The organism is Kitasatospora sp. MMS16-BH015 (assembly GCF_002943525.1).
Lineage (GTDB): Bacteria > Actinomycetota > Actinomycetes > Streptomycetales > Streptomycetaceae > Kitasatospora.
Genome location: NZ_CP025394.1, coordinates 2,100,048 through 2,122,097, shown reverse-complemented (window position 1 = coordinate 2,122,097; position 22,050 = coordinate 2,100,048). Strand labels below are relative to the sequence as shown.

The window sequence follows — 22,050 nt, the reverse complement described above, 5'->3', positions numbered from 1 at the left end:
AGGCTCTAGAACCGGCACAACACGAGGAGTGGCACTGATGAGGATCGGCATCGTAGGAGCGACCGGGCAGGTCGGCGGCGTGGTGCGCACCATCCTGGCGGAGCGCAAGTTCCCCGTCACCGAGCTGCGGCTGTTCGCCTCCGCCCGCTCGGCCGGGCGCACGCTGCCGTGGCAGGACGGCGAGATCACCATCGAGGACGCGGCCACGGCCGACTACACCGGCCTGGACATCGTGATCTTCTCCGCCGGTGGCGCGACCTCCAAGGAGCTGGCGCCGAAGGTCGCGGCGGCCGGTGCCGTGGTGATCGACAACTCCTCCGCCTGGCGCCGCGACCCCGAGGTGCCGCTGGTGGTCTCCGAGGTCAACCCGCACGCGATCGCGGACCGCCCCAAGGGCATCATCGCCAACCCGAACTGCACCACCATGGCCGCCATGCCCGTGCTGCGCCCGCTGCACGAGGAGGCCGGCCTGGTCACCCTGGTCGCCACCACCTACCAGGCCGTCTCCGGCTCGGGCCTGGCCGGCGTGGCCGAGCTGCACACCCAGGCGAGCAAGGTGGTCGAGCAGGCCGACCGGCTCACCTTCGACGGCGAGGCCGTCGAGTACCCCGAGCCCGGCGTCTACCGGCGCCCGATCGCCTTCAACGTGGTCCCGCTCGCGGGCAACCTGGTGGACGACGGCTCGGCCGAGACCGACGAGGAGCAGAAGCTCCGCAACGAGAGCCGCAAGATCCTGGAGATCCCCGGGCTCAAGGTCTCCGGCACCTGCGTGCGCGTGCCGGTCTTCAGCGGCCACTCGCTCCAGCTGAACGCCCACTTCGAGCGCGCGATCACCCCCGCGCGCGCCTACGAGCTGCTCGCCGACGCCCCCGGCGTCGAGCTCTCCGAGATCCCCACCCCGCTCCAGGCCGCCGGCAAGGACCCGTCCTTCGTGGGCCGGATCCGGGTGGACGAGACCGCCGAGCACGGCCTCGCGCTGTTCGTCTCCAACGACAACCTGCGCAAGGGCGCGGCGCTCAACGCCGTGCAGATCGCCGAGCTGGTCGCGGCCGAGCTCTCGGCGTGACGCTCTGAGCCGGACGAACGGCCCGGGCTCGCTGCTCTCCCCTGTGCAGCAGCGGACCCGGGCCGTTCGGGACTGTGGGCTCAGGCCGCGCGGGCCGAGCCGACGGACAGGAAGCCGATCGCGTTGTCGACCACGGTCGGCTCGGTGACGATCCGGCGGTGGCCGAGGCCCCGGGTGACCAGGAGCTGGAGCCGGTCGCCGTACGCGGCCTCCAGGCGGTGGGCGTGGTCGAGCCGCACCACCCGGTCGCCCTCGTCGTGCACCACCAGGATCGGCAGCGGCACCTGCTCCGGCCGGTGGGCGGCATCGAAGCGGCGCCACGGGTCGGCGGTGCCGGCGAACAGTTCGTGCTCGATGCGGTGCCGCAGATCGGCCTCGATCCGGCGGTTGAGACCCAGCCCGGCGCAGAACGCCCCCGGCAGGTAGGCGAATTCGCTCACTCCGGCGATGGCGACCAGCCGCTCGGCCCGCACCCCCTCGCGCAGCGCGAGGAAGGCCCCGGCGACGCCGAGGGAGTGCGCGATGACCGCCTCGAACCCGCCGTACTCGCGCTGGAGCCGCTCCGCGATCGCCCGGTACTCCAGCACGGTGGTGGTCCGGCCGCCGGACTCGCCGTGCCCGGGGGCGTCGAAGGCGACCGGGCTCAGCCCGAGCGCGCGCAGCCTCGGCACGTACGGCGCGAACCGGGAGGCCCGGGAGCGCCAGCCGTGCATTAGCAGCACCGGCCGGGTGCCGTCGCCCCAGCGGTAGACGGCCACCCGCTTGCCGTTCACCGCGAGGGCGCTGCGGACGGCCTCCCGGTGGGTGTCGCGTTCGGTCGGGCGCAGCGCGCTGCGGCGCAGCGGGCGCTGGAAGAGCTCGAAGGCGGCGCGGCCGGCGAGGCGGGGTGCGAGGTGCGAGGTGGTGTTGAGGGTGGTGCTTACCAGTGCCGAGGCCGGGTCCATGGCGGATCTCCCTGGTCGGGGTGGTGCTGGAACGGTGGCCTTGCTCGATCGAAATATTAGCACGACCGTTCGTGCAGTTTTATGCCCAGTGCGGTGCGGCGTCGGAGCGGCGCGGGACTACCCTGGCGGACACGACAGGTGGCAGTACGAGGCTGGTGAACGGAGGTGGCCGGGGTGGTCGCGCGTACGGACGGGCGGATCCTGCGAGGTGAGGAGACCCGGCGCGCCGTGCTGGGCCGCGCGGTGGAGATCGCCTCCGTGGAGGGGCTGGACGCCCTCTCGATCGGACGCCTCGCCACCGACCTGGGGCTGAGCAAGAGCGGGGTCTTCGCCGGCTTCGGGTCCAAGGAGGAGCTCCAGCTGGCCACCGTCCGCGCCGCCGGCCGGATCTTCGTGGACGCCGTGCTGGCCCCCATCCCCGCCACCGCCTCCGGCCTGGCCCGGGTGCGCGCCCTCTGCGACGGCTGGCTCGCCTACTCGCGGGCCCGCGTCTTCCCCGGCGGCTGCTTCTTCTTCAACGTCACCGCCGAGTTCGACGCCCGCCCGGGCCCCCTCCGCGACGCCCTCGCCGCTGCCGCTCGTGCCTGGCACGAGGTCGTCCGCGGCGCTCTGGCCGAGGCCCGCACCGCCGGCGACCTCCGCCCCGACACCGACCTCGACGACCTCGCCTTCGCCCTCATCGCCCTCCTGGAGACCGCCAACTCGCAGGCCGTCCTCCACGAGGACCCCACCCCCTACGACCGCGCCGCCCGGCTCGCCCTCCGCCTCCTCCGCGCCGAAGCCACCGACCCCGGTCTCGCGGGCCCCGGCCTCGCCGACCTCGGCTCCGCGTCGCTCGACTGACGCTGCATCGCCATCCGGGAAACGGGCAGGTGGCGTCCCGGAACGGGGTGGGCCGGCGACCGGGCCGGGGGTGGCCGAGAGGCGGGCGCGCCGCTGCGGTGGGGCCCTCAGGTGGTCGGTCCGGTCAGGTCTGGCCCGGCGGCCGTCAGGCCAGGGCGGCGAGCTCGGCTTCGGTGGCGCGGGTGCGGGGGTGGTCGGGACCGTAGTGCTCGCGCCAGGCGGCGGCGCAGCGGGTGAGGTGTTCGATGGCCTCGGTGCGGCGGTCGGTGGCGGCGAGGACGGTGCCCAGAGTGGTGGCGGCTTCCAGCGTGCTGTGGTGGGCGGGGGTGAGGTGGGTGGCGGCGAGTTCGACGGCGCGGTGGGCCTCGGCTTCGGCCTGCGGCAGGTGGCCGATGCCGAGCAGGGTCTGAGCCAGGACGGTGTGCACGGGTGCGGCGAGGACGGGGCGGGGGTTGGTGAGCAGGAACTTCGCCTTGGCGTCCGCAGCGGCCCGCCAGGCGTCCTCGTGGCGCCCGCTGCCACGGAGGCTGCGGGCGAGGCCGAGGGCCAGCGAGATGCCGACGTCTCCCTCGGCCCGGGTGAGTGCCTTCCGGGCGGCGGCCTCGGCCTCCTCGTGGCGGCCGAGGCCGACGAGGGCCAGGACGAGGGCGTTCGTGACGGCCAGTTGGAACAGGTCCACCGCGCCGCGCAGCTCGATCAGCTCCCGGCACTCGTGCTCGGCGGTCTCGTACTCGCCCAGCTGGACCAGGTGTTGGGCCCGATCGGCGCCGATCTTCAGCGTACGGAGGTCGTCCGCGCCGTACGCCTGGGCCAGCCGCTCGCGCAGCGCCGGCGCCGCGTCGGCGGCCTCCCGGTGGCGGCCGAGGGAGCCCAGGGCCCGGAGTCTGACGTCCCAGGCCGCCAGGCCGAGCACGTCCGGTGCGGGACGACGGCGCAGTACGGTCTCGGTGAGCTCCAGCGCCTCCTCCGGGTGACCCTGGAGCAGCAGGAGGGTGGCGAGGCTGCGCCGGGCGTTGCAGGTACTCGGATGGTCCTCGCCCAGTACGGCCGGGCAGTGCACGAGCGCGGCGCGCAGCTCGGCTGCCGCCTCCTCCCGCCGGGCGAGTTGCGCGAGCGTGTCCGCCCACCGGACGCGAGCCGCCAGGGTCGCCGAGGCCTCGCCGCCGAGGCGGGCGGTGAGCAGCTCGACCGCCTTCCGGTAGGCCGGTTCGGCCTGTGCGCGGCCCGCCGCAGCCTCGAAGCGGTGACCCTCGGCGAGCAGGCGGTCGGCCCGCCGGAGGTCCCTCTCCCGCGCCCGACTCCGCAATCCCGCGAACATGCCCACTCCCCTGACCCGGCCTTCGACGTGGCGGTGATCCTAGCGAGGCCGCTCGTCCGCCTCGGCCGCAGGGGCACGGCCGTGCGGGGAGCGCAGTCGGCCGGCCGCTCGGCAGGCTCTAGCCGGCCCGGCGCCGGGCGGTGGCCTCGATCTCGATCCGCATCCGGGGGTCGGCCAGCCCGCAGACCATCATCGTGGCGGCCGGCCGCACCTCGCCGAAGGCGCCCCGCAGGGCGGGCCAGCAGGGCTCGAAGTCCGCGCGCTCGGGCAGCAGGTAGCGCACCCGGACCACGTCCGCGAAGGTGCAGCCCGCCTCGGCCAGGGCGGTCGCGATGTTGCGCAGGCACTGCTCGGCCTGCTCGACCACGCCTTCGGCGATGGTCATGGTGGCGTAGTCGAAGCCGGTGGTGCCGGAGACGTGCACCCAGTCGCCGTCCACCACGGCCCGGGCGTAGCCGATCTGGTCCTCGAAGGTGGAGCCGCTGAGGATGGCGCGCCGGGCGGCCGGGTGTGCGGTGTCGGGTGTGGTGCCGGGTGCCGTCATGCGTCGAACGCTAGGCGTGGTGGCGGCGATACGTCCAATACTCCATCGGCGATCAGCTGGTATCTGTAGGGATATGGACCGACCCGAACTGCCGCTGCCGCAGTTGCACGCCTTCCTCCTGCTCGCCGAGGAGCTGCACTTCGGCCGGGCCGCCGCCCGGCTGGGCGTCGCCCAGCCGCCGTTCAGTCAGCAGATCCGGCGGCTGGAGGAGCGGGTCGGGTACCCGCTGTTCAGCCGTGGCCCGGGCCGGGTCGCGCTCACCCCGGCCGGGGCGGCCCTGCTGCCCGCCGCGCGGACTGCGCTCGGCGGGTTGGCGGACGGGCTGGCCGCCGCCCGGGCGGTCGGCGGCGGTCGGGCCGGGCGGCTGCGGATCGGGTTCGCGGCCTCGTTGGCGTTGACCGTGCTGCCCGGGCTGCTGCACACCTTCCGTAGCAGCCACCCCGAAGTCACGCTGGAGATCCGGGAGATGACCAGCGCGCCGCAGCTCGACGCACTGCGGGAGGGCGGCATCGACCTCGGTCTGTTGCGCGAGCCGCCTGCCACGGAGCCGGAGTTGGAGTTCCGGACGGTGCTGGACGAGCCGCTGGTCGCGGTGCTGCCGCGCGGCCACCCGCTTGCGGCCCAAGTCTCGGTCCGGGTAGACCAGTTGGCGGATGACCCGTTCGTCCTGCTGCCGCGCGAGGCCGGCCCGGGGCTCTATGACCGGATCACCGGCCTCTGCACGGCGGCGGGCTTCACGCCGCAGATCGCCCAACACGCCGTGGAGTGGCCCACCGTCTGTGCCCTGGTCGAGGCCGGCCTCGGCGTCTCGCTCGCCCCGGCCGGCCTCCGCCGGATCCGGCTCCGGGGCGTCGCCTGCCGCCGCCTGACCCCCGCCGCCCACACCCGGGTCGCCGTGGCCTGGCGCACCGGTGACCCGAACCCGCTGGTGGCCCACCTGCTGGCGGCCCTCGGCTGGGGCCCGTCTTCAAACCCCCGCCTGCGGGGCGACGGGCCCTAACGGAGGCTTCGCGCCCGTTCGACCACCTCGGCGGGGGCCTTGGCCAAGGAGCCGGTGTCGAAAGGAGGTTGGGGGTCGTACTCGGTGTAGAGCTGGATCGCCTGGGCGGTCACCTCATCGGTGAGCAGGGCGGCCAGCCGCACCGCCATGTCGATGCCGGAGGAGACGCCGGCCGAGGTGATGATCCGGCCTTGGCGGACCACTCGCTCGGCGGAGTAGGTGGCGCCGTGGGCCTCCAGGTCGGCGACGGCCGCCCAGTGGGTGGTGGCGGTCAGGCCGGTCAGCAGGCCGGCCGCGCCGAGCACCAGGGAGCCGGTGCAGACCGAGGTGGTGAAGCGGGTGCCGGTGTGCATCCGCCGTACCCAGTCGAGGAATTCGGGGTCGGCGGACATGGTCAGGAAGCTGCCGCCGCCCGGGATCAGCAGCACGTCACACCGCTCCACCTCGGCGTACGAGGTCGCCACCTGCACCGGCAGCGACCCCAACACGTCCTGCACCAGCCCGGGCCGGGCCGTGACGAACCGTACGGTCGCACCCGGCACGTACGCGAGGATCTCGTACGGCCCGATCGCGTCGAGCGGTTCGAAGTTGTCGAAGAGCGGGATCACGATGTCCATGCGCGCAGCCTAGCCACCGAATGGTCTCGACCACTGCGCCGCGCCGCCGGGCCCCGCAGGCTCACCCCTGGTGCAGGGCGCGGAAGCGGGCCGGGTCGGCCGGGTCGCGGTCGGTGACCTGGACCGGGGGCCAGGCCCACTGCCAGACGCTGACGCCCGGGCGGCGGGAGAAGCGAATCTCACCCCGGGTGCCTTCGACGGCCACCAGGGGCCAGCCGGACGCGAGTTGGGCTCGGTCGGTGCCCCGGGTGCCCCGGGTGCCCCGGGTGCGCAGCAGGGCGGCGAGCACGGCGACCGTGTCGTAGCCCTCGAGGGCGACGAAGGAGGGTGCCTCGCCAAGGAGTTCGCGCAGCTCGGCCGCCACCCGGGTGCCGAGTGGGCCGAGGTGCTCGGGCAGGTAGCGCAGGAAGGGGACGGCCGCGCCGTCCGCGCCGAGCAGTTCGGCCCACTCGGCGAACTCCGGTTGGCCGGCCGGGGCGCCGATCAACAGCCCGGCCAGGCGCGGATCCTGGCGTACCGCGCGGACGATCGAGCCGGCCGGCTCCGGGATGCCGGTCAGCAGGAGCAGGGCGGTGGCACCGTGCCGGACGAGTTCCCCGGGGACGGCGGCGGGGTCGAGGGTGGCCAGGTCGAGTTCGACCAGGGTGCCGCCGTGCGGGGCGAGGTACTCGCGGAGCAGACGGGTGCCGGCGGCCCAGTAGACGCTCGGTTGGCTGGCCACGGCGATCCGGGTGTGGCCCGCCTCGCGCAGGAAGTCCGCGTAGACCCGCCAACTGTGCGACTGCGCCGGGCAGAGCCGGGCGACCAGGTCGGTCGGCCGGTCGGTGAGGGCGTCGAGCACGGCGGAGGAGCAGAGGTACGGCAGCCCGAGCTCGTCCGCCCGGGCGGCGACGGCGCGGGCGACCACGCTGTGGTACTCCCCGGCCAGCGCGGCCACCCCCAGCCCGGCCAGCTCGTCCACGGCGGCGGTGGCCCGGGCCGGATCCGCGGCCGTGTCCCGGATCAGCAGTTCGAGCGGGCGCCCGCCGATCCCGCCGGCCGCGTTCACCTCTCGCACCGCCAACTCCAGCCCGGCCACCAGGTGCCGCCCGGCCTCGGCCCACCCCGGCCGGCTCAGCGGAGCCAGTGCCCCGATCCGGACGGGGGAATCGTCGGTTGTCCCTACTGCGCGTGCGGTCATCTGCTGCAACCCCCGTACCAGTCCGGCCCGCCCCGGTCGGCGAGCGATCTCCCCCGCCGATCCTCGCACCCGCCCGGCCGGGGTGGAGAGCGCGTCCACCCGCTAGGCTCGCCGCATGCCGCGCCTGTCGAGTCACGTCAACGTCTGGGAGACCTGCCTCCAACTGCTGGAGCGCCGTGGGTACGCGCTGCGGGTGGTGCCGGCCGAGGAGGAGGGGGAGCCGGACGAGTGGTACGCCGAGAAGGACGGGTACACCCTCCTGGCGGACACTCCGGTGGAGTTGCTCGGGCTGGCCGCCGTGTACGAGGACGTGCGGCCAGAGGCGCCGGTCGACTACTGGTGGCGGGCGAAGACGGACCGGGAGGCGCCGCGGCTGCTCGACCGGTTGCGTGGCCGAGGGGCGGCAGGCTGAACAGCCGTCAGCTGACGGGGAGTTCGGGCGATACCGCGTCGCCCGTCCACTTGTCGCCGGGGGAGTACCACTGGTAGTCGCCGGGGCCGGTGACGGTGGTCTTGGCGCGGACGATGCCGGAGACGTCGGAGGTGGCGGTGGCGACGGTGGTCCAGAGGTGGCTGCCGCGCGGGCGGAACTGGAGGTAGGCGGTGCCGTCCGGGTAGCCGTGGTAGCGGTTGTCGGTGTAGAAGGCGCGGGCGAGCCAGCCCTCCACGGAGAGTTCCTGGCCGATCGTGGGGTTCGACGGCAGTCTGGTGCCGGTCATCCGGGCGGCGCGCTTGATGGAGAAGCCGCCCGCCGTCTGGCCCACGTACCGGTCGCCGTCGTTGGCCCGGACCTTGAGGTCGACGAACCAGGTGCCGACCTCGTCGTTGTAGAGGTCCTTCTTCATCGGGTCCACCGTCACGGTGCCCCGGCAGACCGAGGTCCGCGCGGACCTCGCCTCGCACCGCATCGGACTCACCTTGAGCACGCCGTACGAGGGGCCCCAGACGCCGACCGGGTCGATCCCCTTGATGCCGGAGTCGTCGCTGGCGGTCACCACCACCGGGAAGCTGAGCTTCTCCACCGGGCCGAGCATGAGCGAACGGCCGTCGTTGACGGTGACGGAGTCGATCACGGTGTTGCCCCGGGAGGCCTCGGTGGCCACCGTCGGCGCCAGCAGCACCGCGCCCGCCGCCGCCACGAGGGCGAGGCCCAGCGCGATTGCTCTCTTCCGCATGTTCCCTCGACCGTCCGGCTCCGCCCGGGGTGCTGTCCGACAGCCCCTGGCCTCGCACCGTACCAGCCGCGCGCCCGCGCTCGGGTTCACCACCGGGCGCGCGGGGTAGAGGAAGGCCCAATGGCCGAGCGGCCGGAGCCCGCCGCGGCGCACGCGTACGCGGGCGCGCGGTGGACCCCCGGCGACGGGGCCGGCCGGAGGAAGGGAACGCCCGTGGACCGCTGCGTCGTCCTGGTGGATGCCGGATACCTGCTCGGGGCCTCGGCCAGCCTGCTCGCGGGGGAGGCGCACCGCTCGCGGATCACGGTGGACCACACCGCGCTGATCGCCGGGCTGCGCGAGCGCGCCGAGGCCGAGACCGGCCTGCCGCTGCTGCGGATCTACTGGTTCGACGCCGCCCCCGACCGCCGCCCGCTGCCCGAGCACCGCCGTCTGCGGGTGCTGCCCCGGGTCACCGTCCGGCTCGGCGCGCTCACCCGGGCGGAGGGCCGCCGGGTGCAGAAGGGCGTGGACGCCGCGATGCACGCCGAGCTCTCCGAGCTGGCCCGCAACCGGGCCTGCGCCGACGTGGTGCTGATCACCGGGGACGGCGACCTGCTGCCCGGCATGATGTCCGCCAAGGAGCACGGGGTGGTGGTCCACCTCTGGGCGCTCCAGGCCGCCGACGGCGACTTCAACCAGTCCGAGGACCTGGTCGGCGAGGCCGACGAACGCCGGGTGCTCGACCGCGAGTGGATCGAACGCGCCGTCCGGCTGCGCGAGGTGCCCGCCCAGTGCCCGCCGCCCGGCCCCCGGGCCGGCCTGGCCGACCTGTTCGCCACCGCCGCGCCGCCGTACTACGGACCGGCGGCGGAGTACGGACCGCGCCAGGAGTACGGAGCCCGCCAGGAGTACGGCCGGCCGCCCGAGTACGCGCCGCCGCAGCCGGCCTACGTGCCGCCACCGGACTACGTACCGCCCCCCGAGTACGGCGCGGCGGCCGGGGAGTACGAGCCGAAGCCCGCCTTCGCGGAGCCGGGCGGTGCGGCGGGCGCGGCTGCTGCCGCCGTCGTGGTGGGTGGGGGAGCGGCGGGGACGGCCGAGGCCGGGGCCGGCGGCGAGCCGGCCGTGGCGGTGGGTCCGCAGCCGGCGCTGCGGGTGGTGCCCACGCCCAAGGACCTGGCCATCCGCAGCACGCCCGGCCACGCACCCGCCGCCGCCCCGGCGCCGGTCTCGCTGGTGCTGCGCTGGTCCTCCGACCGGGGGCAGATCGAGCGCCCGGCCGGCCACCCGGCCGGTGAGCAGCTGCCCAGCCTGGCCCAGCTCACCAGCTCCGAGCAGCGCTGGGCCGACCGCGAGGAGGACATCACCACCATCGGCGGCGACGCCCACGAGGTCGGGCAGGTCTTCGCCCGCCGCTGGACCGACCGGCTGGCCGCCCCGCACCGCCTCGCCCAGCTCTGGGCCGACTACCCCCGCATCCCGCACCGCCTGGACGGCGAGCTGCTGCGCTACGCCGCCCGCTTCGGCCTGCTCGCGCACAAGGACGACCAGATCGACGAGCACGACCGCTACGCGATCCGGGCGGGTTTCTGGAAGGAACTGGCCAGTCGGGTGCCCGGTGCCCAGCCGCCCCCCGAGGAGGGCTGAGCCCGGGACCACGGGCGATTCGCCGCAGGGACAGCACCGCCGTTCCGGCAGGGAAGCCTGACCCCCTCAATCTGATACAGACAGGGCCTGGGAGTGGGTTGCGCGGCACGGAAGCCCTGTACCCCTGGTCCGATTCGGATCGGCCAGCGCGTAGAGTCTTCGACCGTGAGCGACACCGACCGGCGGGTACCCCAGGCCCGGCCGCAAGGGGACCTCGGCGGCCCTGCCTGCTGCACCGTACGAGACCTTGCCAAGACCTACCGCAGCCGTGGCGCGGCGCCCGAGATCCGTGCCAACGACGGCATCGACCTGGACGTCCGGCGCGGTGAGGTCTTCGGGCTGCTCGGCCCGAACGGCGCGGGCAAGTCCACCCTCGTCCGGCAGCTCACCGGGCTGCTCAAGCCCGACCGGGGCAGCATCGAGATCCTCGGCCACGACATCGTCCGCCACCCGGACCGGGCCGCCCGGCTGCTCGGGTACCTCGGGCAGGAGTCGACCGCGCTCGACGAGCTCACCGTGGCGCTGGCCGCCGAGACCACCGGCCGCCTGCGCGGCCTGAGCCGGGCCGCCGCCCGCGCCGAGACGGCCGCCGTCCTCACCGAGCTGGGGCTCGAGGAGCTGGCCGGCCGGCCGCTCGCCAAGCTCTCCGGCGGCCAGCGCCGACTGGCCTGCTTCGCGGCCACGCTGGTGGGTGAGCGTCCGCTGCTGGTGCTGGACGAGCCCACCACCGGGATGGACCCGATCGCCCGCCGCGCCGTCTGGGCCGCCGTGGACCGCCGCCGGGCCGAGCAGGGCGCCACCGTGCTGCTGGTCACCCACAACGTGATCGAGGCCGAGACGGTGCTCGACCGGGTGGCCGTGATCGACGACGGCCGGGTGATCGCCTGCGACACGCCCGGCGGGCTCAAGGCCCTGGTGGACGGGGACGTCCGGCTCGACCTGGTCTGGCGGACCGAGGCCCCGCTCGAGGTGCCCGCCGTCGCCCGGCTGGCCGAACGGGCCGAACGGACCGGCCGCCGCTGGACCGTGCGCACCACCCCCGAGCAGGCCCGCGAACTGGTCGCCGCCGTCACCACCGGCCCGGCCTTCGCCGCCCTGGACGACTTCACCCTGGCCACCCCGAGCCTGGAGGACGCGTACCTCAAGCTCGGCGGCCGGCACGAGGGGCTGGTCAAGTGACCCCCGTCCGCGCCGGGTACCCGGCCGGCCACCGCGCGGCCGACAACTCCGTACACAGGTCGATCCGCTGTGTACGCCGCTCCGTACGGCCGGAAGGGCGCACCGCATGACCCTGCTCGACGCCCCGCCGGTCACCGCGACGGCCGCGCCGCTCGCCCCCGCCGCCCGGCTGCTGCCGGCGCTGGCCGCCGTCTACCGGGCCCAGCTGGCCCGGGCCAAGGTGAGCCGGATCCCGCTGCTCTTCGTGGCCACCTTCCAGTCGCTCGGCATCCTGGTGATGATGCGCGGCGTGGTCGACCCCGGCGACAACCCGGCCGCCCACGCGGTGGTCGCGGGCTCCAGCGTGCTGGTGGTCGCCTTCGTGGCGCTCAACCTGCTGGCCCAGTACTTCGGCAAGCTGCGCGCCACCGGCGGGCTCGACCACTACGCGACGCTGCCGGTGCCGCCGGCCTCGGTGGTGCTCGGCACCGCCGCCGCGTACGCCTCGTTCACGGTGCCCGGGGTGTTCGTCACGGCGGGCGTCGGCGCGGTGCTGTTCGGGCTGCCGCTGGCCCACCTCTGGGTGCTGCTGGCCGTCGTCCCGCTGGCCGGTGCCGCACTGGCCGGCCTCGGCGCCGCGCTCGGGCTGCTCGCGCCCCGGCAGGAGCTGGCCACCCTGCTCGGCCAGCTGGGGATGTCCGCCGCGCTGCTGCTCGGCGTGCTGCCGGTCGGCCACCTGCCCTCGGTGATCCGCTGGCTGCGCGACCTGCTCCCCTCCACCTACGGGGTCGAGGCCTTCGCCCGTACCTTCACCGCCGCGCCCGACTGGGCGGCGGTCGGCGGCGACCTGGCGGTCTGCGCCGCGGTCGGGCTGGTCTCGCTCACCCTCGCCACCTGGGCCTACCGGCGGGCCACCGTCCGCCCGTAGGCCGGCGCGGGCGCGGCCCGGCCGGGCCCGGTAGCCGGGACCGGGCCCTCTTCCGTGACGGAGTCATGAAACGATGGTCGGGTGACCGTACCGAACACACCTGCGGGTCCTGACAGCCCTGCCGGTCCCGACGCCCACTCCGACCCCTTCCCCACCGTCGTCGGCGCGGACCTGCTCGCCGCCGAGCCGGAGGAGCGGGCGCGCCGGGTCCTGCCCGAGCTGGCGATCGGCGGGGCGCTGGCGGCCGCCGGCGCGGTGCTCGGCCTGGCGGCGGGCGGGCTCTGGTACTGGCTGGCGCCCCGGGTGCCGCTGATCGCCACCACCACCGCGATCCAGTACGCCGACCCCGAGGGCGAGCAGCGGGTCGGCGCCGACGGTGTCTTCACCCTGATCGGGCTGGGTGCCGGGCTGCTCACCGCCCTGGTCGTCTTCCTGCTCAGCCGCCGCCGGGGCGGCGGCATCGCGGTGGCCCTCGGTCTGGCCGCCGGCGGCCTGCTCGGTTCGCTGATCGCCTGGTGGTTCGGCATGTGGCTCGGCCCGGGCAGTTCGAAGGCCGACGTGATCGCCCAGGCCCGGCACGCGGGTGTCGGCGTGCAGTTCGGGGCCGGTCTCGAACTCGGCGCCACGGGCGCCCTGCTGGTCTGGCCGATGAGCGCCATGGTGGTGCTGCTCGGCCTCTCCGCCGCCTTCGGCAAGCGCGAGGAGGACCCGCCCCCGTACTGGGCGGGCCCCGTCCTCACCCCGACGGACCACCACCCGGTGGCTCCGGCCGAGGCGCCCTCGACCGACCCGGCTCCGGCCGACGCGGCTGCGACCGACCGGATGCCGACCGATGCGGCCTCGACCGACTCGGTGTCGCTGGACAAGCCCGGGCCGGAGCGGCCCGTGCAGCAGCAGTAGGGCCGGTCAGAGCGCGGCCGCCCGGTGCGTCGGGCGGCCGTCGAGCACGGTGAGCAGCACCGGCACCTCGGCGAGCTCGGTGTCCGGTACGTCGAGCGGGTTCTCGGCGAGCACGGTGAGGTCGGCCCGGTAGCCCACCGCGAGCCGGCCGGCCAGCTGCTCCTCCCCGGCCGCCCAGGCCGGGTTGAGGGTGTAGCCCTGGAGAGCCTGGAGCGGGGTGAGGGCCTGGCCCGGGCCGTGCGGCGGCTCGGTGAGGTCACGGCTGGGCCGCCGGTGGCGGGCCCCGGCCATCACGCCGAGCGGGGCGTACGGCGCGATCGGCCAGTCGGAGCCGAGCACCACCCGGGCGCCGGCCTCCCACAGGTCGCGGCAGCGCCAGGCGCGGGCGGCCCGCTCCTCGCCGAGGCGGCGGGACCAGTTGTCGGTGTGGTCCGCCCGGGTGAACTCGCAGCAGTGCGTCGGCTGCATCGAGGCGAGCACACCGAGCCGGGCGAAGCGGCGCAGGGTGTCGTCGGGCACGGTCTCGATGTGCTCGATCCGGTGCCGGACGGACGTGGTGCCCGCCTGGGCCCGCTCGATCGAGTCGAGCGCGTGGCGGACGGCGGCATCGCCGATCGCGTGGGTGGCGGTGGGGATGCCCGCCCGGTGCAGCTCGGCGATCACCCGGCCGTAGGCGGCCGGGTCGGGCCAGAACGCGTGGGTGGACTCGCCGTGGCAGTCGGGGTGCTCCAGCCAGGCGGTGCCGTTGTCGATGGTGCCGTCCATGAACAGCTTCACGCCGGCCACCCGCCAGTACCGCCCGCCGGTGCCCTGGGCGGCGATCAGCGCGGCCACCGCCGCCTCGTCCGCGCCCGGCTGGCACTGCGGGGCGATCCGGACGCGGAGCGGCAGCTCGCCGGCCGCCTCCAGCTTGGCGTAGCGCTCCAGCGAGTCGCCGTGCGCGTCCATGGCGTGGCCGCCGGTCAGGCCGGCCGCGGCCATGCCGCGCAGCACCTCGGCGGCCCGGGCCTGCGCCTGGGCCTCGGTGGGCCGGGGTGCGTGCGCCTCGACCGCCTCGCAGGCGGCGTCCTCCAGGAGCAGCCCGGTGGGCCGCCCGTCGGCGTCGCAGACGATCTCGGCGGCCTGGTCGAAGCTGCGCGGCCCGGTCACGCCCGCGAGCTCCAGCGCGCGGGGGCTGGCCAGCGCGGAGTGCGCGTCGAACAGGTCGATCAGCGCCGGTACGCCGTCCAGCACCGCCCCGAGCGCCCGCGCCTCGACCGGGCCGCTGCCGAACGCGTTCGGGTCCAGGCCCCAGCCGCGCAGCCACTCGCCCGGCTTCAGCGCCCGGACGGCCTCGGCGAGCACCGCCCGGACGGCGGCCAGGTCGGTGCAGCCGCTCAGGTCGGTGCCGGCGGTCCGTTCGGCGCCGGAGACCGGGTGCAGGTGCCCGTCCACGAAGCCGGGGGTGACCACGGCCCCCTTGAGGTCGATCACCGTGGTGGCCGGGCCGGCCAGGGAGCGCAGCTCGGGCCCGCCGAGGTGGGTGATCCGGCCGTCGGCGGCGGCCAGCGCGGTCTGCGGCAGGAGCCGGCCGGTGGCCGGGTCGAGCAGCCGGGCGGAGAGCAGGAGAAGATCGGTGGGCAACGCGGGGCTCCCTCGGGGAGAACGGGTCAGTGGGGGGTGTGCGCCCGGAGGGCGCCCTTCGGCAGGCCGAGTTCGCGTTCGGCGGTGACGGCGGCCAGATCGGCGACGGCGGGAGGGTGGCCGCTGCGGTCGGTGTTGACGTGGACGCCGAGGCCGTCGAGCACCACCAGGATCTGGACGGCGGTGACCAGCGGGTCCTCGGTGCGGAAGAGCCCGGCGGCCACGCCCTCCTCGATCAGCCCGGTCAGCCGCTCGCGCCAGCGGCCCTCCTGGTGGCCGACCCGCTCGCGCAGCACCGGGCGCTGCCGGCTGAGGTAGCGCGCGTTGAGCCAGAGCCGGCCGGTGCTGTCGTACCGCTCACCCTGGGTGAGCGAGAGGAACCGGGCCAGCCGCTCCAGCGCACTGCCTGGTGCCTCCCCGGCCGGGATCAGCTCGTCGAGTTCGGCGGTGGCGGCCACGCCGAAGGCCTCGGCGACCAGGTCCTCGACGGCCGGGAAGTAGTGGCTGATCAACCCCGGCCGCACGGCCAGTTCGTCGGCGATCCGGCGCACGGTGATGCACTCCAGGCCCTCGGTCAGCGCGATCGCGGCGGCCGCCGCCACGATCTCCGCGCGGCGGGCTTCCGGCGTCTTGCGGACCCGCTTCGGTGGCTCGGGTGCTGATGAGAGGCTTGACGACATGCCCCGCACGCTATTGGATGTGCGACCAATAGACAAGCGACCCCACCGCTTGTCCGTCCGGAGGACTCCATGGCTGCCACCACCCCAGACTCCCAGCAGGGCACCGCGCCCGCCGCGCTCGCCGTCGGCCAGGGCGGGATCGAGACCCACGGCATCGACCACATCCCCGAAGGCGAGCGGCACGGCCGGGCCCGGGAGCTGTTCGGCGTCTGGGCCGCGCCCAACGTCAGCTACCTCAATCTGGTGGTCGGCGGCGCACTGATCCTGATGGGGCTGAGCCTCTGGCAGTCACTGGCCGTGATCGTGGCGGGCAACCTCTGCTGGGCCCTGGTCGGCCTGCTGGCCGTGAGCGGGCCGGCGGCGGGCACCCCGAGCGAGGTGATCACCCGCGCGGTCTTCGGCATCCGGGGCAACCGGGCCACGGTGGTGCTCACCGGCTGGTTCGTGTCGGTCTGCTACCTGGCGCTCAACTGGGCGGCTGGCTCGCTCGCCGCCTTCGCCCTCGCCGCCGAGGCCGGGATCACCCCCGGCACCCCGCTCAAGGTGGTGATCATCGTGGCGGTCGCGGTGGCCACCCTGGCCATCTCGGTCTACGGCCACGCCACCATCCTGCGCCTCTACCTGCCGTTCACCCTGGTGCTCACGGCCGTCTTCACCGTGCTCGGCGGGTATGTGGTGGCACGGGCCGACTGGTCGTACCGGCCCGAACAGCCGCTGCACGGCGCCGCGTTGTGGGCCGCGCTGGCCGGCGGGACGGCGCTGATCGCCTCCGCCCCGCTCTCGTACAACAACAGCGCCGACTTCTCCCGCTACCTGCCCACCGCCACCTCCCGCTGGGCGGTGGCAAGTTGGACGGCCGTCGGGGCCTTCCTGCCCAGCGTGCTGTTCACCGCGCTCGGCGCGGTGGCCGGCACCGCGCTCGACATGACCGACCCGCAGGCGGCGTTGGTGGCCGTGCTGCCCTCCTGGTTCCGGCCGCTCTTCCTGCTCGCCGTCGTGCTCGGCGCGATCGCCAACAACGCGATGACGGCCTACAGTTCGGGTCTCGCGCTGCAGGCCTTCGGGCTGCGGGTGCGGCGCTCGCTGAGCGTGGCGCTGGACGGCACGCTGGGCATCGCGCTCACCCTGTACGCGCTGCTGGTCTCCAACTTCCTCGACACCGTGGACAACATGCTCCAGCTGATGGTCGCGCTGCTCGGCCCGAGCATGGCCGTCTACGCCGCCGACATCCTGCGCCGCCGCAACCGCTACGACGGCCCGGCCCTCTGCGACGAATCCGCCACCAGCCCCTACTGGTACCGGGCCGGCGTCCACTGGCCCGGCATCACCGCCCTCGCCGTCGGCACGGTGGCCGCCACCCTTTGCCTCGCCACCCCCGACTTCACCGGCCCGATCGCCGCCGCCCTCGGCGGCACCGACCTCTCCCTCCCGGTCGGCACGCTGACCGCCGCTGCCCTCTACCTTGCCCTCGGCCCGCGGCGCCCAGGAACGCGGTGATCCTGGCCCAGGCGTCGGCCGCGGCCACCGGATCGGTGTGCAGGACCGGTGGCCGACGCCCGGGTACACCAGCAGCGTCAGCTCCCCCCGTTCCCTCACAGGGCCTCGCCGGTCCGGTCCCGCGCCGAGGGTTGGATCAGATGGTCCTCCGCGCCGAGCATGATGGACGCGATCTTGTACGTGGGCCGCGCTGGGATCCAGTGGCGGTACCTACCTCACGACTTCCCACATTTTATGTGGAATCTGACTTGTCAAGGTCAGGAGCCGACCCGTCCGTGGACGCCGCCACGCTCACCGTCGCCTACTACACGCCACCGACTTCCCCCGCATTGAGCAGCAACTGCTCGACGTGTACGCCGAGATCTACGCGGCAGAGGCTGCCACCGACCCGTTCTTCTCCGTCGAGCGGTTCACCGACCGGCTGCACCGGCACGCCGCCGCCCCTCGCTGGGGCTGCGCATTCGGCGAGGTCGATGGCCAGCCGGTGGGCTACGCGTACGGCTTCGCCCGAACAGCCGCCTATCAGTGGGGCGGTCTCCTCACCGCGGTACCGGCCGAGGACCTGGCGGAGACCGGCACCCGGACCTTCGCCCTGTGCGAAGTCATGGTACGCGCCCCGTGGCGGGGGACGGGAATCGCCCACACTCTCCACGAAGAGCCCCTCTCCCACCGCATCGAGGAACGCTCCCACCTCCTGGTCGAGGAAGAACACCCCCAAGTCCGGGCCCAGTACGAACGTTGGGGCTACCACTGGATGGGTACCATGCAGCCCTACGCAGACGCACCCCGGTATGACTCGATGCTCCGGCCGATGCGCTGACCGGGCCTCAGTGGATGTCCAGTCTGTCTTCTCTCCGTCCGTGATCCCATACTCGTGCGAACCTCGGCCCGGACGGGCGTGCCGGCCGGGGCCTGGGTGATGTTCTGCGGCGCAGGCACAGACGGCTTATCCGAACGACATATCGGACGAGCAGTGGCCGATGATCACGGCCTGGAAGCAGGACCGAGCGGCGCGATCGGCGAACGAGGACCCGGGTTGTCGTCCACGGCGCATCGCTAGACATCGACGTCGAAGTCGTCCGCCGCAACTCCGTCGACCAGGACAAGGGCTTCGTCCTGCAGCCGAAACGGTGGGTGGTGGAGCAGGGAAACGGCACCTTGATGCTGCCCGGCGCCTCGCCCGCGAGCGCTCCCACCGGCCCGACACCTCCGCCTCACGCGTCTACAGGGCCTCCACTGCGAACATGTCCTGCCGCCTCACCAACCCCGCCCCGGCCTCCCAGCCACCCCGGCACCAGCAACGGCACACGAACAACCGCCCGCTCCTCGTTCGTCATATCCGAGGTATCCCGGCGCCGCTTCTCGGGACGGCCGCATTTCCGTACATACACGTGCGCGAGGCAATCACACGATCGGGCAACCGAGTTGGACTCCAGCCGCACTCGCACGCAAGAGTGCGACACCAGGGCCTTCTGGAACTGGGCTTTACCCCAGGTTGTGGACGCTTCTGAGAAGCGGATCTTCGGGTCCGTGGAGAGGATGTCCTCATGGGTACTGCGAGGTACTCGGGGGAGTTCAAGCGGGACGCGGTTGCTTTGGTGGAGTCCAGCGGGCGCCGGGTCTCGGCGGTGGCGCGGGAGCTGGGTGTCAACCCGGAGTCGCTGCGCCAGTGGGTTGCACGCTCACGCGCACAAGCGCCTTCTGGTGCGGGCGGTGAGGGCCCGTTGACCCCCGCCGAGCGCGAGGAACTGCGCCGGCTGCGCAGGCAGGTCCGTGAGTTGGAGCTGGAGAAGGAGATCCTGCGGAAGGCGGCTCAGTATTTTGCCAAGGAGATGGGCCGATGACCGGCCGCTGGCGGTTCATCTCCGACCATCGTGACCTGTACGGAGTACAGCGGCTGTGCCGGGTGCTGAGCGTCTCGGCGTCCGGTTTCTACCGGTGGATACGCGCCACCCCTGTCCGTGTGGCCCGCAAGGCGGCCGACGAGGTGCTGGCCGGGCGGATCGAGGAGATCCACGGCGAGTCGAACGGCGCCTACGGCGTCCCCAGAATTACCCGCGAGCTGCGCGAGCGGCACGGCGCGGTGAACCACAAGCGGGTTGCCCGGCTGATGCGCGAGCGCGGCCTGGCCGGGCGGCGCCTGCGGCGCACGGTCCGCACGACGATCGCTGACCGGACCGTGCCCCCGGCGCCGGACCTGGTCGGGCGGGTGTTCGCCGCCCCGGCACCGGACGTGCGCTGGTGCGGCGACATCACGTACCTGCCGGTCGGTGGGTCGTGGATGTACCTGGCGACGGTGATCGACATGCACTCGCGGCGGGTCGTGGGCTGGTCGCTCGCGGAGCACATGCGTGCCGGCCTGGTCGTCGACGCCGTCCGGTCAGCGGTCGCCGCCCGGGGCGGCGATGTGCGCGGTGTGCTGTTTCACTCCGATCGCGGGGCGCAATATACGTCGGCGGCCTTCGCCGAGGTCTGTCGGGCGTACGGGATACGGTGCTCGATGGGCCGGGTCGGCTCGAGTTACGACAATGCGATGGCGGAGTCGTTCTTCGCCACGCTCAAGCGCGAACTGCTCTATGGTTCCCGATGGTTGACCCGGCCCCAGGCACGCATGGCGGTCTTCGCCTGGATGGCCTGGTACAACCATCGCCGACGGCACTCCGCCCTCGGCTACCGAAGCCCCGTCGACTACGAACGGCAGCACGCCAGGCCTGTTACTAACCTGGACTTGGTCGCATAACGGGCAAGTGTCTACGAAATAGGGCAAAGCCCGGACCAACTGCGACTACTCCTGCGGAAACGAACTTGTCCGCTTCGACAGCACCTACCCCGAGGAAGCCGCCTGTTCGCGAAGGATGCCCCGGCCTCCATGGCTGCCGCACCCAGCACCTCCACTGCCGCGATCGCCAGCGATGCGGTCTCGTGTGCCGCTGCCGGCACTGTCTACAGCCGGTATGTGGGCTGCATTCTGCAAGCCCCGGTCGGGGTGGTGCTGCTTGACGACCACGGCGCCCCGATCGGCACCGCCAGCTGGAACGTCTACCAGAAGATCCAGCTCTACAAGAACGAGAACGCCATCGACCAGACGATGACGGTTGTACCGCAGAAGATGGATGCCGCACTGAAGAGCGTGACCATGGAGTGGACTCCCAGCTGCTCCGGCCCGTGCTCCGGCGGGACACCGCAGTTGGCGGGCGTGCCCACCTGGACTCCCGGCGACCAGCACGCCGTGTCGTTCGGCGTAGGCCAATGGTGGACCGGCACAACGGGCGTGGGACTCATCGACCTCGCCTGGAAGTTCAAGTTCTCCTCGCCTTCCTCCCCCAACACCCCGGAGATCGACTGGTCGGACTCCGACCTCACGGTGCGCTGCGATGTCATCATGGGCAACGAGGCGATCCCCGAGACCAAGCCCGGCTGTGTCTTCCCCAAGTACTACCCCACCCTTGAGATCAACTCCCAGAAGTACCCGTCCGCAGCCGCGCTCTACTGGCTCCTCATGCAGAAGCTGCAGACTCACCCGGGAAGCAAGGCGAACAATTCTCCGCTCACCCGGCAGGCCGACGATGTGATCGCTGCGGCAAACCGCAGCAAGATGTGCCCCTCTTCCTGGGTGGGACCGCCCAATGGGACCAGCGACAGCCCCTCGTGCGACGAATACCCGTTTGCCAAGTCCCGGCAAAGCGGTGGGCAGTCAGTCACGGGCAACCAGTGCGCCCAGTTCTACGCCGTCAAGGACAGCAGCGGCTGGCAGCTCAAGTACGACACCAACTACCCGCTTCCCACCTGGAATGAGGTCTGCGGACGTGGAGCGATCCCGCTCAGCCAGAACACCGGCGCCGGCGGGCAACTCGGCCGCTTCACAACGGCCATGCGACTGCATGACAATGACGCCTACTTCGTAGACACCCCCGGCTTCGCGAACTGCAACCAGACACTCTGCAGCCTCCCGTAGCGCCGGCTCCGAGGTGGCGAGGAGGAGCGCGACACGCCCTCTTCGCCACCTCGTTCTCGGTAGCGCCACCTCGGTCAGACGACCTGGCCGGCCAACAACTCGCCGCGCACGATATCCTCGACAGGCAGAGCCAGTCCGAATTCCGCTTCGGCCATCCGCAGCATGGCTGCGACTGGTTGATGCTCCTCGTCCGGGCTGTCGACGAGGACTCCGGACCGTTCCATCGCCGCCAGGAAGCGGTCGGGTTCGTCCCCGTAGCGGCCGAGTGGAGTGCCAGGATCAAAACTGCACACCAGGCGGCCGTCGGCACAGTACGCGAACCAGGGGACGGTAGCCGTGCTCACCAGGACGACCACCTCCGTGCCCTCGGACACTCGGGCCATCAACTCGCCCTCTTCTCCCAGGATGTGAGCGTCCCAGCTCTGCACGGCATATCCCCAGTCGTTCAGGAATCCCGCACGGATGACGCGGACGTCCTCGTCCATGTCGACCTCCTCGGCCTCCTCGCGGGTCATCTCGGCCAGGCTCTCCTCTGGGCATCCCATGCGTACCAGGAGATCCCGTGGCTGCACCCCTCGGGCGAACGTTACCGAGAACCCTTGCTGAAAGTGGTTGGGAAGCCAGTCGAGCCCATCTACCAAGTTGGTCATAACTCTCCAATGACGTGGTGGACCATGGGTTGATCGTAGGACGTCACAAGCGCGGGCGGGGAAGGTGCGGGCTTTGCCGACGACGAGACGCTGTTCCTGGCCGCCCAGACCGCCATGATGCGGCCGGGTCCGTCCCGGGACTACTACCTGAAGAAGCGCGGCGAAGGGCTGCTGCACACCCAGGCCCTGCTCGCGCTCGCCCGCCGCCGAGTCGACGTTCTGTGGGCGATGCTGCGTGACAAAAGGCTCTTCACCTCCGCCCGCCGGTCACGCAGACGGCTTGACACGGTCATTGAGATTCCTCTCCACGGACCCGAAGATCCGCTTCTCAGAAGTGTCCACA

The 22,050-nt window shown here is 73.1% G+C and carries 21 protein-coding genes and 1 pseudogene; 13 read left to right on the top strand and 9 right to left on the bottom strand.

The window, feature by feature from the left end; translation table 11 throughout:
* Nucleotides 1–37 precede the first annotated feature (37 nt).
* Nucleotides 38–1,066, top strand: coding sequence for an aspartate-semialdehyde dehydrogenase (locus CFP65_RS09135; RefSeq protein WP_104815636.1), 1,029 nt, complete (start codon nt 38–40; stop codon nt 1,064–1,066).
* Nucleotides 1,067–1,146: 80 nt separating this feature from the next.
* Here CFP65_RS09135 and CFP65_RS09130 read toward each other — a convergent pair whose 3' ends face one another.
* Complete coding sequence (locus CFP65_RS09130) at nt 1,147–2,010, bottom strand: alpha/beta hydrolase (RefSeq protein WP_104815635.1); 864 nt, start codon at nt 2,008–2,010, stop codon at nt 1,147–1,149.
* A gap of 174 nt (nt 2,011–2,184) precedes the next feature.
* Here CFP65_RS09130 and CFP65_RS09125 point away from each other — a divergent pair, with 174 nt between their 5' ends.
* On the top strand, nt 2,185–2,853 hold the full coding sequence (locus CFP65_RS09125; protein ID WP_371682389.1) for a TetR/AcrR family transcriptional regulator: 669 nt from the start codon (nt 2,185–2,187) through the stop codon (nt 2,851–2,853).
* A 145-nt stretch (nt 2,854–2,998) separates the two neighbouring features.
* On the opposite strand, the gene CFP65_RS09120 is transcribed toward CFP65_RS09125, so the two are convergent.
* Both CFP65_RS09120 and CFP65_RS09115 read right to left on the bottom strand, forming a co-directional pair.
* A complete protein-coding gene (locus CFP65_RS09120) occupies nt 2,999–4,171 on the bottom strand; it encodes a tetratricopeptide repeat protein (protein WP_104815633.1) in 1,173 nt (390 codons plus the stop codon).
* A gap of 118 nt (nt 4,172–4,289) precedes the next feature.
* On the bottom strand, nt 4,290–4,715 hold the full coding sequence (locus tag CFP65_RS09115; RefSeq protein WP_104815632.1) for a RidA family protein: 426 nt from the start codon (nt 4,713–4,715) through the stop codon (nt 4,290–4,292).
* Nucleotides 4,716–4,788: 73 nt separating this feature from the next.
* Between CFP65_RS09115 and CFP65_RS09110 the strand changes: the two genes are divergently transcribed.
* Nucleotides 4,789–5,715 carry a LysR family transcriptional regulator gene (locus CFP65_RS09110; RefSeq protein WP_104815631.1) on the top strand — a complete coding sequence of 309 codons (927 nt, stop codon included), beginning with the start codon at nt 4,789–4,791 and terminating at the stop codon, nt 5,713–5,715.
* On the opposite strand, the gene CFP65_RS09105 is transcribed toward CFP65_RS09110, so the two are convergent.
* Together CFP65_RS09105 and CFP65_RS09100 are read right to left on the bottom strand one after the other, a co-directional pair.
* Nucleotides 5,712–6,332, bottom strand: coding sequence for a DJ-1/PfpI family protein (locus CFP65_RS09105; RefSeq protein ID WP_104815630.1), 621 nt, complete (start codon nt 6,330–6,332; stop codon nt 5,712–5,714). The two genes, CFP65_RS09110 and CFP65_RS09105, sit on opposite strands and share 4 nt — an antisense overlap.
* Before the next feature lie 61 nt (nt 6,333–6,393).
* Nucleotides 6,394–7,512, bottom strand: a complete 1,119-nt coding sequence (locus tag CFP65_RS09100; RefSeq protein WP_104815629.1) for an ABC transporter substrate-binding protein — start codon at nt 7,510–7,512, stop codon at nt 6,394–6,396.
* 115 nt (nt 7,513–7,627) lie between these two features.
* Between CFP65_RS09100 and CFP65_RS09095 the strand changes: the two genes are divergently transcribed.
* A complete protein-coding gene (locus CFP65_RS09095; RefSeq protein ID WP_104815628.1) occupies nt 7,628–7,924 on the top strand; it encodes a hypothetical protein in 297 nt (98 codons plus the stop codon).
* A 7-nt stretch (nt 7,925–7,931) separates the two neighbouring features.
* Here CFP65_RS09095 and CFP65_RS09090 read toward each other — a convergent pair whose 3' ends face one another.
* The gene (locus CFP65_RS09090) at nt 7,932–8,687 is read right to left on the bottom strand and encodes a hypothetical protein (protein WP_158702103.1); all 756 of its coding nucleotides are present in this window, start codon (nt 8,685–8,687) and stop codon (nt 7,932–7,934) included.
* Nucleotides 8,688–8,900: 213 nt separating this feature from the next.
* On the opposite strand from CFP65_RS09090, the gene CFP65_RS09080 reads away from it, so the two are divergent.
* The 4 genes from CFP65_RS09080 (at nt 8,901) to CFP65_RS39940 (ending at nt 13,302) form a co-directional block, all read left to right on the top strand.
* Nucleotides 8,901–10,316, top strand: coding sequence for an NYN domain-containing protein (locus tag CFP65_RS09080; RefSeq protein WP_104820734.1), 1,416 nt, complete (start codon nt 8,901–8,903; stop codon nt 10,314–10,316).
* A 165-nt stretch (nt 10,317–10,481) separates the two neighbouring features.
* A complete protein-coding gene (locus tag CFP65_RS09075; RefSeq protein ID WP_104815625.1) occupies nt 10,482–11,495 on the top strand; it encodes an ABC transporter ATP-binding protein in 1,014 nt (337 codons plus the stop codon).
* 106 nt (nt 11,496–11,601) lie between these two features.
* Nucleotides 11,602–12,402 carry an ABC transporter permease gene (locus CFP65_RS09070; RefSeq protein WP_104815624.1) on the top strand — a complete coding sequence of 267 codons (801 nt, stop codon included), beginning with the start codon at nt 11,602–11,604 and terminating at the stop codon, nt 12,400–12,402.
* An 81-nt stretch (nt 12,403–12,483) separates the two neighbouring features.
* Nucleotides 12,484–13,302 carry a hypothetical protein gene (locus tag CFP65_RS39940; RefSeq protein WP_174805517.1) on the top strand — a complete coding sequence of 273 codons (819 nt, stop codon included), beginning with the start codon at nt 12,484–12,486 and terminating at the stop codon, nt 13,300–13,302.
* A 6-nt stretch (nt 13,303–13,308) separates the two neighbouring features.
* Here CFP65_RS39940 and CFP65_RS09060 read toward each other — a convergent pair whose 3' ends face one another.
* Nucleotides 13,309–14,925: an amidohydrolase gene (locus CFP65_RS09060; protein ID WP_104815623.1), complete on the bottom strand. Its 1,617-nt coding sequence runs from the start codon at nt 14,923–14,925 to the stop codon at nt 13,309–13,311.
* Nucleotides 14,926–14,951: 26 nt separating this feature from the next.
* The gene (locus tag CFP65_RS09055) at nt 14,952–15,605 is read right to left on the bottom strand and encodes a TetR family transcriptional regulator C-terminal domain-containing protein (protein WP_104815622.1); all 654 of its coding nucleotides are present in this window, start codon (nt 15,603–15,605) and stop codon (nt 14,952–14,954) included.
* A 69-nt stretch (nt 15,606–15,674) separates the two neighbouring features.
* Between CFP65_RS09055 and CFP65_RS09050 the strand changes: the two genes are divergently transcribed.
* From CFP65_RS09050 to CFP65_RS09025, 4 genes are all read left to right on the top strand, one after another.
* Complete coding sequence (locus CFP65_RS09050) at nt 15,675–17,102, top strand: cytosine permease (protein WP_104815621.1); 1,428 nt, start codon at nt 15,675–15,677, stop codon at nt 17,100–17,102.
* A 349-nt stretch (nt 17,103–17,451) separates the two neighbouring features.
* On the top strand, nt 17,452–17,922 hold the full coding sequence (locus CFP65_RS09040) for a GNAT family N-acetyltransferase (protein ID WP_254552297.1): 471 nt from the start codon (nt 17,452–17,454) through the stop codon (nt 17,920–17,922).
* Between the two features lie 727 nt (nt 17,923–18,649).
* A protein-coding gene (locus tag CFP65_RS09030) for an IS3 family transposase (protein WP_371682388.1) occupies nt 18,650–19,842 on the top strand; the annotation gives its coding sequence in 2 pieces (ribosomal slippage) (nt 18,650–18,878 and nt 18,878–19,842; 1,194 coding nt in all).
* 129 nt (nt 19,843–19,971) lie between these two features.
* Complete coding sequence (locus tag CFP65_RS09025; protein WP_104815619.1) at nt 19,972–21,057, top strand: hypothetical protein; 1,086 nt, start codon at nt 19,972–19,974, stop codon at nt 21,055–21,057.
* Nucleotides 21,058–21,131: 74 nt separating this feature from the next.
* Here the strand turns inward: CFP65_RS09025 and CFP65_RS39665 are convergent, their stop codons facing one another.
* Nucleotides 21,132–21,707, bottom strand: coding sequence for a DUF6461 domain-containing protein (locus tag CFP65_RS39665; RefSeq protein ID WP_104815618.1), 576 nt, complete (start codon nt 21,705–21,707; stop codon nt 21,132–21,134).
* Nucleotides 21,708–21,800: 93 nt separating this feature from the next.
* On the opposite strand from CFP65_RS39665, the pseudogene CFP65_RS09015 reads away from it, so the two are divergent.
* A pseudogene (locus CFP65_RS09015) lies at nt 21,801–21,991 on the top strand (IS110 family transposase); the annotation flags it as partial.
* Nucleotides 21,992–22,050 lie beyond the last annotated feature (59 nt).